8 protein-coding genes are annotated in these 12,051 nt (G+C 66.7%); 4 read left to right on the top strand and 4 right to left on the bottom strand.

The window, feature by feature from the left end; genetic code table 11:
• Nucleotides 1-283: 283 nt before the first annotated feature.
• The 3 genes from C0541_RS13980 (at nucleotide 284) to asnB (ending at nucleotide 3,805) form a co-directional block, all read left to right on the top strand.
• The gene (locus C0541_RS13980) at nucleotides 284-640 is read left to right on the top strand and encodes an arsenate reductase (protein ID WP_115049216.1); all 357 of its coding nucleotides are present in this window, start codon (nucleotides 284-286) and stop codon (nucleotides 638-640) included.
• Nucleotides 641-684: 44 nt separating this feature from the next.
• Nucleotides 685-1,815 carry a succinyl-diaminopimelate desuccinylase gene (dapE, locus tag C0541_RS13975; RefSeq protein ID WP_115049214.1) on the top strand — a complete coding sequence of 377 codons (1,131 nt, stop codon included), beginning with the start codon at nucleotides 685-687 and terminating at the stop codon, nucleotides 1,813-1,815.
• Between the two features lie 295 nt (nucleotides 1,816-2,110).
• Nucleotides 2,111-3,805 (top strand): asparagine synthase B, encoded by a 1,695-nt coding sequence (asnB, locus tag C0541_RS13970; protein WP_115049212.1) that lies wholly within the window; start codon nucleotides 2,111-2,113, stop codon nucleotides 3,803-3,805.
• Nucleotides 3,806-3,864: 59 nt separating this feature from the next.
• On the opposite strand, the gene hpaM is transcribed toward asnB, so the two are convergent.
• The 3 genes from hpaM to C0541_RS13955 form a co-directional block, all read right to left on the bottom strand.
• Nucleotides 3,865-4,998, bottom strand: coding sequence for a type III secretion-associated outer membrane-bound protein HpaM (gene hpaM, locus C0541_RS13965; protein ID WP_193725927.1), 1,134 nt, complete (start codon nucleotides 4,996-4,998; stop codon nucleotides 3,865-3,867).
• A gap of 177 nt (nucleotides 4,999-5,175) precedes the next feature.
• Nucleotides 5,176-7,320, bottom strand: a complete 2,145-nt coding sequence (locus C0541_RS13960; RefSeq protein ID WP_115049208.1) for a TonB-dependent siderophore receptor — start codon at nucleotides 7,318-7,320, stop codon at nucleotides 5,176-5,178.
• Between the two features lie 618 nt (nucleotides 7,321-7,938).
• On the bottom strand, nucleotides 7,939-10,377 hold the full coding sequence (locus C0541_RS13955) for a penicillin acylase family protein (RefSeq protein ID WP_161960066.1): 2,439 nt from the start codon (nucleotides 10,375-10,377) through the stop codon (nucleotides 7,939-7,941).
• Between the two features lie 149 nt (nucleotides 10,378-10,526).
• Between C0541_RS13955 and bfr the strand changes: the two genes are divergently transcribed.
• The gene (gene bfr, locus C0541_RS13950; protein ID WP_115049204.1) at nucleotides 10,527-11,012 is read left to right on the top strand and encodes a bacterioferritin; all 486 of its coding nucleotides are present in this window, start codon (nucleotides 10,527-10,529) and stop codon (nucleotides 11,010-11,012) included.
• Nucleotides 11,013-11,285: 273 nt separating this feature from the next.
• Here the strand turns inward: bfr and C0541_RS13945 are convergent, their stop codons facing one another.
• Nucleotides 11,286-11,942, bottom strand: coding sequence for a thiopurine S-methyltransferase (locus C0541_RS13945; RefSeq protein WP_115050354.1), 657 nt, complete (start codon nucleotides 11,940-11,942; stop codon nucleotides 11,286-11,288).
• Between the last annotated feature and the right edge of the window lie 109 nt (nucleotides 11,943-12,051).

The raw sequence follows: 12,051 nt of genomic DNA, 5'->3' as shown, positions 1-12,051 counted from the left end.
CTGCGTTGCTGCACTCACAGACCGACCGCTGGAGATGTTCCTTTTCCCGCCGGTAGCAGGTAGCGCGCAGCGCCGGATGCGCAGGGCTGGCGTAACTGAATGCTCGATCGGGTTGGTGGATGAATTCCTTCTCCCACCGGGAGAAGGTGGCGCGTAGCGCCGGATGAGGGTGCGGGCGAAGCGCTAGCGCTCGTTGGTACACGAGGCCTCGCGCGTACCCTCACCCCAACCCCTCTCCCGAGGGGAGAGGGGCTTTGCATAATGAATTCCTTGGATATTTCGCATGACCACGCTCTACGGACTCAAAAACTGCGACACCTGCAAGAAGGCGACGAAATGGCTGGACCGCTTCGGCGTTGCCTACACCTTCGTGGATTACCGCGAACATAAACCCGAGCCCGAAACCCTCGTCGAGTGGGCCGACAAGGCCGGCGGCTTCGATGCGCTGATCAACAAATCCTCGACCACCTGGCGGCAATTGCCGGACAACAAGAAAACGCCGGGGTCCGAGGCCGAATGGAAATTGGTGTTGCGCGAATACCCGCAGCTGATCCGTCGCCCGGTCGTCGTCACCGACGATGGCCAGCTCAGCCAGGGATTTTCGGACAACGGCTTCAAGCAGCGCTTCGGCGTTGCGTGAGTCTGTCGCGCCGCAGCTCTCCACCTCTACCGTGATCCCCGACCATGTCCGACGTTGTTGACCTCACCTGTGAACTGATCGCCCGCCCGTCGGTGACGCCGGACGATGCCGGCTGCCAGGACTTGATCGCGCAGCGGCTGGCACGCGCCGGCTTTGCCATCGAACATCTGCGCCTGGGCGAGGTGGACAATCTATGGGCCACCCACGGTAGCGGCGCGCCGGTGCTGGTGCTGCTCGGGCATACCGATGTGGTGCCGCCCGGCCCGCGCGAGGCGTGGAGCAGCGATCCGTTCGATCCGCAGATCCGTGATGGCGTGCTGTACGGGCGCGGCGCGGCCGACATGAAGGGCAGCGTGGCTGCGTTCGTGGTGGCGGCCGAGCAGTTCGTCGCGGCCCATCCGCAGCACCCAGGCACGCTCGCGGTGCTGCTGACCAGTGACGAAGAAGGCGATGCCATCGACGGTGTGCGGCATGTGGCACGGCTGTTCGCCGAGCGTGGCCAGCAGATCGACTGGTGCATCACCGGCGAGCCGTCTTCCACCGAGCGGCTGGGCGACCTGCTGCGCGTGGGCCGTCGCGGCAGCCTGTCCGGCACGCTGGTCGTCAACGGCGTGCAGGGGCACGTGGCGTATCCGCACAAGGCACGCAACCCGATCCATCTGGCAGCGCCGGCATTGGCCGAGCTGGTGGCACGGCAGTGGGACGCGGGCTTCGAGAGTTTCCCGCCGACCAGCCTGCAGATTTCCAACATCCACGCCGGCACCGGCGCCAACAACGTGATTCCCGGCGAGCTGCAGGTCGCCTTCAATCTGCGCTACACCCCATTGTGGGATGCGCCGCGGCTGGAGGCGGAAATCACCGCAGTGCTGGAGCGCCATGCACTGGATTGCACGGTGCGCTGGCACCGCAGCGGCGAGCCGTTCTATACGCCGGAGGGGCGCCTGCGCAGTGTCGCGCGCGAGGTGCTGGGCCAGTTTGCCGGGGCACCACCGGAGGAGAGTACCGGCGGCGGCACCTCCGATGCGCGCTTCATCGCCCCGCTGGGCGCGCAGTGCATCGAAGTCGGCCCGGTCAACGCATCGATCCACCAAGTGGACGAGCATGTGCGCGTGGCCGACCTGGAGGCGCTGCCGTCGCTGTATCGCACGCTTGTCGAGCGCTTGTTGATCGGCTGAGCGGGCGCCGCGCCGTCGTCGTTGCCGCTGAAACAGTTGCGCCAGCGAAAACGAACGGTTAGCGTCGGCTGCATGGTCATCTGCCTCGCCAACGTCAATAACGCCAACCGCAACACGCTGCGCGCGAATAATCGTGCGCGGCCGATGCGGGTCTGCGACCAGGCGAAGTAACCCCAAACGCCCAGGAATCAGAAAACCCGCATCGGCCGATGCGGGTTTTTTTATGGGTGTCATTTCCCTGCAGCACGCTGTCCACCGGCCACTAACCCCCGCAGTTTCATCCAGGAGTGTTTCCATGTGTTCCATCTTCGGTATTTTCGGCCTGCAACCCGCTGACGATCTGCAGGCATTGCGCCGGCAGGCACTGGAATGTTCGCAGCGGCAGCGCCATCGCGGACCCGACTGGAGCGGTGTGTATGTCGACACCGGTGCGATCCTGGTGCACGAGCGCCTGGCCATCGTCGACCCGGCCGGCGGCTCGCAGCCCCTGTTGTCCGAAGATGGCGAACTCGCGCTGGCGGTGAACGGCGAGATCTACAACCATCGCGAGCTCAAGCAGGAGCTGGTGCAGCCGTACGCCTTCCAGACCGGCTCCGACTGCGAGGTGATCAACGCGCTGTATCGCGAGGACGCGCCGGCCTCCTATCTCAACCGCCTCAACGGCATCTTCGCGTTCGCGCTATGGGACAAGGCAGCAGGGCGGGTGATCATCGCGCGCGATCCGATCGGCGTGGTGCCGCTGTACTGGGGTCACGATCGCGAAGGCCGGCTACGTGTGGCCTCGGAACTGAAATCGCTGGTGGACGATTGCGCCGATGCGGCGCAGTTCCCGCCGGGTCACTGGTACGACAGCGCCACCGGCGCACTGAGTCGCTATTACGAGCGTGCCTGGCGCGAGTACGCCGAGGTGGAGGGCGTGCAGGTGCAGTTGCAGGAACTGCGCGAGGCCTTCGAGCGCGCGGTGCATCGTCAATTGATGACCGATGTGCCGTATGGCGTACTGCTGTCCGGCGGGCTGGATTCGTCGCTGGTCGCCGCGGTCGCCGCACGCTACGCGCGCCATCGCATCGAAGAGAACGACACCACCGAAGCCTGGTGGCCGCGCCTGCATTCGTTCGCGATCGGCTTGAAGGGCTCGCCCGACCTGGCCGCTGCCGAGGTGGCCGCCGCGGCGTTGGGCACCGTGCACCATGGGTTTGAGTACAGCTTCGAAGAAGGCCTGGATGCGCTGCCCGAGGTGATCCGCCACATCGAGACCTACGACGTCACCACCATTCGCGCCTCCACGCCGATGTTCCTGCTGGCGCGCCGCATCAAGGCGATGGGCGTCAAGATGGTGCTCTCCGGCGAAGGCAGCGACGAAATTTTCGGCGGCTATCTGTATTTCCACAAGGCACCGAACGCGCGCGAATTCCACGAGGAACTGGTCCGCAAGCTGGATGCGCTCAACAACTACGATTGCCTGCGCGCCAACAAATCGATGATGGCCTGGGGCGTGGAACCGCGCGTGCCGTTCCTGGATCGCGAGTTCCTGGACGTGGCCATGCGCATGGACGCCAGCTTCAAGATGATCGACAGGAACAGCACGGGCGCCACGCGCATGGAAAAGGGCGTGCTGCGCGAAGCCTTTGCCGGCTACCTGCCCGAATCCATCCTGTGGCGGCAGAAGGAGCAGTTCAGCGATGGCGTGGGCTATGGCTGGATCGACGGGCTCAAGGCGCATGCCGCCGCGCAGGTGAGCGACCGCGAGCTGGCCGCGGCCGACCGGCGTTTCCCGGTCAATCCGCCACAGACCAAGGAAGCATATTTCTATCGCAGCCTGTTCGAACAGTTCTTCCCCAGCCAGGCGGCTGCGGAGACGGTGCCGGGCGGCAAGTCGATCGCCTGTTCGTCGCCGACCGCGATTGCCTGGGACGCCAGTTTCGCGGCGATGGCCGACCCGTCGGGTCGTGCGATCGCCGGCGTGCACGAACAGGCACTGGCCTCGTAACGCACAGTGCAGGAACAGCGGCCGGCTTGCGCGGCCGGCCGCTGTCGTATCGCCCGTGCTTATTGCTCGTGGCGCACGCAGTAACCGTAGCGCTGCGGCTCGATATCCACGCCGGCCACGTCGGCCTGGTTGTTGCGCCACAGGTTCGGCTTGAAGTCGGCCGCGCTGCAGTTGGCGGCACGGTCCACGCCGATGGTGTAGGTGAACGGCGTGTTGGAGAAACGGTTGTTCTCGAACACGTTGTCCTGGCTCATGCTGTTGTCCCAGCACAGGATTTCCGGCGTGCGATAGCGGATGGCGCAGGCCAGGAACAGGCCTGCGACCTTGTTGCCGTCGAACTGGTTGTTGCTGAAGCGGTTGCGGCGCGCATCGGACAGGTAGATGCCCTGGCTACCGTTGCGCTCGAAGCGGTTGTTGCGGATCTCGCTGTCTTCCAGATGCTCGGTGGTCAGGCCTGCGGCCACGTTGTCGTGGATGTAGTTGTTGGCCATGGTGACCTTGGCGGTGCGATTGAACGACACGCCGTCCCAGATGGCGCCGGAGACGTCGTTGTTCTCGATGGTGATCTCGCGCGTGTCGTACTCGCTCAGCAGGCAGGCGCTGCGGCACTTGTTGACCTGCAGACCGGCCAGGCGAATCCCCTGGCCGGAACGCACGACCACGGCGCTATTGCTCAGGTACGGACGCTCGGGCATGAACTCCTTGTCGCCGGTGCTGGCGACGATCTGCATGTCCTCGATGCTGACGTTGCGGATCACGCCGGTGGGCTGCTGGTTTTCGTAGTCGCCGACCACCAGCACCGGTTGCTGCACGCCATCGGCCATGCGCAGCACGGTGGTCGGGCCCGTGCCACGCAGGGTGAGGTTGCCGCGGTGGATCGAAACCAGGCCATTGAGCGGGAATTCGCCTTTTTCCAGGCACAACACCGCGCGCGTATCGCCTTGCGGGAGTTTGTCGATGGCTTTCTGCAGGTCCTGCCCGGGGCGTACCTTGGCGGTGCAGGCCGCGACCGGCGCATCCGGTGGACCGGACTTGGCGGGCGGCGCTGCCGAGCAGGCAGTCGCGACGAGCAGGGGCAACAGGGCGGCAACGGAGCGGGCAAGCTGAGGCATGCGGATTCCGGTCAGTGGGGGGAGAGGGGCGATCGTGGAGGAACCAGGTTCCTGATCGCGACGGTCTCTAGTGTGTCCCACCGGACGTTAAGGTCTGGCCGATGACGACCGGCCCGATTCTGCGCAGGTTCATTGCGCCCCCGTGGCCGGGGCCGCAACCATGCATGCGGTGGCCGGTGTGGCCGGCCATCGTCACGCGTGCAGCGGCGGGCCGGACCTGGGCAGGCGCCCGCTCGCCACGCCTGAAACTTGCCCCGCTTAAAAGCTGTAGGCCAGCTGCGCGTAGATGCGACGCGGCTCGCCGGGGAAGTGGCCGGTGCGCTCGGTGAACCCGCTGGCGGCATAGACCTTGTCGAACAGGTTCTTGACGTTGACCTGCAGTTTCCAGGCATCCCACTGCGTCTGCCAGCTGATGTCGAAGATGGCGTACGGCTTGACGCGCTGACCTTCCAGGCTGACCCGCTCGCCCACGTAGTCGGCACCGAAGGCGATTGCCGAGTTCCAGGCCGGCAGGTCGTAGCGTGTCCACAGACCGAAGGTGTTGCGCGGTGCATTGGCGAAGCGGTCGCCGGAGGCATTGGTGATGCCGTTGGTGCCGGCATCGAGTACGCGTGCATCGTTGTAGGCGTAAGTCAGGTTGAGCACCCAACGCTCGGTGAGGTCGGCCAGCAGATCCACTTCCAGGCCTTCGCTGCGCACCAGGCCGAGCGCTGCGAGTTGATTGACGCCGGCAACGATGCTGCCGTCGGCCTGCACGATGTTGCTGCGTTCGATGCGATACAGCGCGGTGTTGAGCGTCAGCCCGCCATCGTTGAGCGCGGTCTTCATGCCCACTTCCCACTGCGTGCTGCGCTCGGGATCGAACGGCCCGCCGACGCTGCTGTCCTGGTTGGCCGCGTCCTGCGGCAGGAAGCCGCTGGCATAACTGGCGTATGCGTTGACACCGTCGCGCAGCACGAAGGTGCTGCCCACGCGCCAGCTGAGATCGTTGCCGGTGACGCGCGAGCCGTTCAGGCGGTTGTCGTCCTTGAAGCCGTCCCAACGCAGTCCGGCCATCGCAAACCAGCGCGGCGTCAACGTGAGTTCGTCCTGCAGATACGCGCCGTAGCGCTGGCTGCGGGTGCTGGTGGCGCGCCAGGGCAGTCGATCCAGCCCGTAGTCGTAGAAACCGCTGCGGCCGTACACCGGGTTGAACAGGTCGATGCCCGGCACTGGCCCGCGTGTGCGCCCGGTGTCGGCGGTATTGGCGGTCTGCGCGCGGAAATCCGCATCCAGCCGGTAGTAGTCCGCGCCCATCAGCAGCTTGTGCTCGATCGCGCCGATGCGGGTACGGAACACCGCGTTGACGTTGCTGGAGATCGCATCGTTGTCGCGGAACTGATTGCGCAGCTGCCGCGTCATCCATTCGGCGGTGCCGTCGCGATCGCGGTCGATCAGGCCCATCGGCTCGTGATAGATCTGATGCTCGTCGTTCTTGAACCAGCGTAGCGCCATGTCCACGTCCCACGCATTCGACGGCGCAAAGCGGTACTGCGCGAATGCGACCTTGGCGCGCATGTCGAGGAAATCGGTGGGTTCGTTGTGGTTCCAGCGTCGGTCGGTGAGGAAGTTGCCGTCGTCATCCACCGGAACGCCGCGCAGGCGATTGCCGCCCAGGTTCTGGGTGATGTCGGTGTACTGCAAGGTGAGTTCGCCGGTCTGGCCGATATCGAACGCCACCGACGCATCGCCGATCTGGCTCTGGCTATCGGTGTTGCGGCGAAAGCCATCCTCGCCATCGGCATAGGCGCCGATGCGGTAGCGAACGCGCCCGTCGTCGCGTGCCGGCCCGGTGGCCTCGAACGAGGCGGCTCCGAAGGATTGGTTGCCCACCTGCAGCTCCACCCGACGCGCGGCCTGATGGCCGGGCTTGCGGGTGACGTAATTGATGACGCCACCGGGTTCGCCGCCACCGTACAACGCGCCGGCCGGGCCCTTGAGCACTTCCACGCGTTCGATGTTGAACAGCTGCGGCACCGAGAAGCCGGCATACGGATCGCCGCGCAGTCCGTCGTACAGCACGTTTTCCTGGCGGAATCCGCGCAGGGTGACGCCGGCATAGCTGAAGAAACTGATGCCGCTGATGCTGCGATACAGGTCGGTGATCTGGCGCGCGGCCTGGTCGTCGATCAGTTCGCGCGGCAGCACCTGCACCGACTGCGGCACCAGCGCCAACGGCGTGTCGGTACGTGTGGCCACTGCGGCATCGTCGGATTTGTACAACGTCTGCGCACGGCCGACGACGTCGACGCCGTCCAGCTCGGTGACGGCGGTCGAGGTGCTGTGGTGGTGTTGGGCGAAGGCGCAGGGCGCGGTTGAAGTCAGGGCAGCGGCGAGCGCGGTGACAAGGAGCGTGGGGCGCATTGGTCACTAATGGGAATGGTTATCAAACGCATCTTAGCATGTTGTGTTCGCTTGGGCGCCTGGCCCGGCGGGTAGGTGTTGCGACGCAGACTGCGGCATGCAGCGTGCGACGTGGCGTGCGAGGTGCGAGGTGGCGTGCGAGGTGCCAGGTGCCAGGTGCGGCATGCGAGGTGCCAGCTGCCAGGTGCAAGGCTGCGGCTGTCTCTTATACACATCTNGAGGCGCGAGGGGCGAGGCGCGAGGCGCGAGGGGCGAGGTGCAGCATGCGAGGCCCGAGGTGCGGTCTGAAAACTGCAAGTACCGGCATGCGCAATGTCCCCGGTCGCACGGCGTGTGCCCGTCCTCTCACCCCAACTCCTCTCCGAACGGGAGGGCGCTCGCGGCTGTTCTTCCCTTCCCCCGAAGAGACGCTCGCAGCTGTTCTTCCCTTCCCCCGAAGAGGCGCTCGCGGCTGTTTTTCCTTCCCCCCGAAGAGACGCTCGCGGCTGTCCTTCCCTTCGCCTGGAGAGGCGCTCGCGGCTGTCCTTCCCTTCCCCTGGAGAGACGCTCGCGGCTGTCCTTCTCCCCCTGGGAGAAGGTGCCCGAAGGGCGGATGAGGGCGCGAGCGAAGCCTCGTGCCTACTCTGGCTGCAATAGCAGCGTGTAGCGGGTAGCGGTGGGCAGGAAGGGGGTCGGCCGGCCGTGCACCCAATCCTCGTGCCCCGCGCCCCAGAACGGCGACAACGGATGTCCACTCTGGCCGCCCGGCATGTGCACGATGCCGTCCTGCTCGTGGCCGGGCGACACCACCATGCGTTCGGAGGCGCCGAAGGCCGGGCCTTGCACGCGCGGCATGTCGCGATCGCCGGGCAGCTGGTCGGGCGGCATGCACAGCCAGCGCTTGGCAAGCGCTGGCAATGCCCGCGCGATCGGGTGACAGATGGCGGCGGTATTGCGTTCGCCCCAGCTGCGTTCACCCAAGGGACTATCCGGCGAGGCGCCGTCCTGCGCAGCGAGCTCCGCCTGCGCGTTGCGCGCCGCTTCGGCAAGCAACTGGTCCCAGCTCGCATAGGTCGGCGGGAGCAGATGCGGCGGACGTTGCTGCAGCAGCGGCCAGACGATGCCTTCCAGCTGCGCGCGACGCGGCGCAAGGAAGTCCTTGCCAAGCGCGGCTTTTGCCGGTGCCAGCAGGCCGGCTTCCACTGCGTCGATGGTCATGCCGCGAAAGCCGCGCACGATGCGATAGCTGGCCGAGCGGGTGGAGGCGTGCCCGTCCCACTGCCGTGTGGCGGCTTCGATCTGCTGCAAGGCCGGGTCCTGGCTGTGTTCGACCACGCTGCGCAACAACTGCCACCAGCGCGTGAGCAGCACGGCGCGATCGTCGAGCTGGATGGCGAGCAGATCCAGCTCGTTGAAACGCTGCCTGGCGAACAGGTCGTCGCGGATCTGCTGCGCACGCGCGCCCAGGTCGTAGCCGGCATTGCCGAGCGTGGCCAGCTGCTGCGCATCGACGACGCGGCTGTTGGCGGTCCAGAGCCGGTGCGAGGGGGGATCGATCAGCGCAGGAGCGTCGTCGCTGCGCACCGGCCAGGGCAGGCAGCCGGTCGGCGCGGGTGCCGAGGCTGTGGTGACTGCAGCCGTCGGCAATGCCGCGTTCTCGCCCTGCGCCGACGTGCCCTGCGCCGAGCTGGCCAGTTCGGCGATGCCGCTCGGGCCACACCCGGCATTGCGCACCGGGCGCGCGCCGATCAAGCGCCAGGCGATGCGCCCGCTGCGATCGGCCAGCAACAGGTTCTGTGCCGGAATGCCCGAACGATCCGCCACCGCGAAGGCGGCCTGCAGATCGGCCGCGGTGCTCATCTGCGCAAAATCCAGGCGGATCGCGCCGGGCAGCTGCGCGGCCCAGCGCAGCGCCAGCACGCTGCCATCGGGGTTGTCGTGCAGGATCGGTCCCCACGCACTCTCGCGGACCGCAAAACGCACCGGCGCGGCGCCGGCCACGCGAAGCGTTTCGACATGGGTGGTGAGCGCCTGCGGATGGCCCGGCGTGGCCGGCGCAATCCGTGCAAAGTCGGCGGTGTCGATATAGCTGTTGGTAAACGCCCAGGCCACATGCCCATTGCTGCCGACCACCACCGCCGGCAACCCGGGCAGGGTGAAGCCGGTGACATCCACCTTGCCGTCGGGCGCGCCGGTGTCCGGGTAACGCAGGCGTGCACGGAACCAGATGTTGGGCGCGCGCAGGCCCAGGTGCATGTCGTCGGCGACGATGGCGCGGCCGTCGCTGGTGAGGCTACCGTCCACGGCGAAGTTGTTGCTGCCCGGCGTCGGCGGCTCGGCGCCTGCCGTGGCGGCCGGATGCGGCAGGCGGCGCAGGTCCAGTGCGGCGGCGGCGGGCAGCACGGCATCGCCTTGCGCGGCGCCGAGCAGCGGGGCATCCCAGCTGGAGCCTTGGTGATCGAGCAAGGCCGCCAGCGCCGCCGGGACCACCGCGCGGATGCGTGCGGCTGCCAGTTCGGTCTGGTTGTCGTTGTCCTGCAGGTCGGCATACATCGCCATGCCGGTGAGGATGGAGTCGTCCGGCGTCCACGGCCGCGGTGTCTGGCGCAGCAACAGGTACGGCCACGGGCGCACACGCAGGGCGGCCAGCCCGGCATTGACGCCCTCGGCATAGGCCTGCAGCGCCGCGCCCTGGCTGCCGGCGGCGACCGCCAGGCTGGCCTGCACGCGCGCGCGCAGCCGGTGCACGCGATTGCGCTTGTCCAGGTCCAGCGCCGCGGCGCCGAACAGCTCGGACAACTCGCCGGCCGGTGCGCGGCGCATCAGGTCCATCTCGAAGTAGCGCTCCTGCGCATGCACATAGCCGAGTGCGCGCATGGCATCGACCTGGCTGGCCGCCTCGATGGTGACCACGCCGCGCCGGTCGCGTTGCACGCTGACCGGTGCCGCCAGGCCGCTCAGTGCGCTGTTGCCGTCCAGCTGCGGCAGGCTGCCACGCATCAGCAGATAGACGGCCAACAGGGCCGCCACCGCCAACACCACGATTGCCAGCAGCAGCCGGCCCAGCCATTTGCGCATTGTCGTCGAGTCCTCGAGTTCGGTCACAGTGTGGCCGACGGTCATGACCGTGGCGGGTCTGGCCGCAAGCGCAACTGAAAGTGATTCCGATTAGATCATTGGCCCGCCGGTTAGGGCACCATGCGCGCATTGCGTCGCTGGAGCACATCATGAAAGGCCATCCCGAAGTCGTCGACTACCTCAAACAGCTGCTGCGCGGCGAACTGGCCGCACGCGACCAGTATTTCCTGCACTCGCGCCGTTACGAGGACCAGGGCCTGATGGCGCTGTACGAGCGCATCAATCACGAAATGGAAGAGGAAACCGAGCACGCCGACGCGTTGCTGCGGCGCATCCTGTTCCTGGAGGGCGACCCGGACATGCGTCCGGCCGACTTCTCGCCCGGCAAGACCGTGGTGGAAATGCTCGAGCGCGATCTGGTGGTGGAATACGAAGTGCGCGCCGCGCTCGCCGCCGGCATGAAGCTGTGCGAAACGCATGGCGATTACGTCAGCCGCGATGTGCTGCTCAAGCAGCTGCAGGACACCGAGGAAGATCACGCCTGGTGGCTGGAGCAGCAGCTCGGCCTGATCAAGCGGATCGGCCTGGAGCTGTATCAGACCTCGAAGATCGACAAGGGGCAGGTCGCCGGCTGAGCCCGGTGACTGGCGCTGCGCAGCCACTGAGCAGGCGCAGCGCAGGTTTGCCGTCGTAGGTGCCGCGCGGTGCATCGCCTTGATGCGGGGGGTGCATCAGGTGGCGGTGATCTGCGGCGATGTTGCTCGGCACCTTGCGCTGTTGTGCGAACCACCGCGTGGCAACGCCGCGCGGTCCTGAGCGGCTCGCGCGGCGCTGGCTGTGCGAGGCCTGCGTCGCCCGACTGGGGCGTCGACAGCGATCGTCGGCGGCAAAGCGTTGGCCCGCGTCAGTCAGTTGCGTTGCAGGCGATACACGCCGGTCGACAGCGCAGTGACGCCATCGGCACGGAAGCGCGGCTCCTGGCCGAGGATGTCGCGGTGTTCCAGTTGCTGCACCTGCCATCGCGTGCCGAACAGGATGTGCACCTCGGCCGCGTCCAGCGAAAACGGCGGCCCGGCCTTTTCGGCCTGCGGATACTCCAGGGTGATCAGCAGTCCGCGGCATCCCGCAGGCAGGTGCGCGTACACGCTGTGCAGATAGCGCTGGCGCAGGCCGGCAGGCAGGGCGATCAATGCGGCGCGGTCGTAGACGGCGCTGCAATCGGCCAGCATGCCGGGCTCCAGTGCAAATGCGTCGCCGCAGATGATTTCGATCGGGCCGGCGATGAAGTGCTCGCCCGCGCGGCTGGTGTGTCGCTGCGGTTGCAGGCCGGCGTCATCGAAGAAGTGCGTCACCGCCAGCGGCGACAGCTCCACACCAAGCACGCGATGGCCTTGTGCGGCCAACCAGTGCAGGTCCAGCGTCTTGCCGCACAACGGCACCAGTACGCGGGCAGCTGTCGGCAATTGCAAGGCCGGCCAATGTTTTTGCAGCAGCGGCATCACCTCGTCCTGATGGAAGCCGGTCTGACCGTTCTGCCAGCGTTGCAGCCAGAATGCTGTGTCCATGATGGTGTCTTGCCGGTTTGCGTTGACGAGTGACGTGTTGTCGGAATGACAGTGGCACTGCAGATCGAAAATGAGCCGCTCAGACCATACCGCACCGCCGCGCGACATT

The sequence above is a fragment of the Xanthomonas arboricola genome (assembly GCF_003353015.1).
Taxonomy (GTDB): domain Bacteria; phylum Pseudomonadota; class Gammaproteobacteria; order Xanthomonadales; family Xanthomonadaceae; genus Xanthomonas; species Xanthomonas arboricola_E.
The sequence above is the reverse complement of the archived record's forward strand: the minus strand, read 5'-3'. Positions and strand labels throughout refer to the sequence as shown.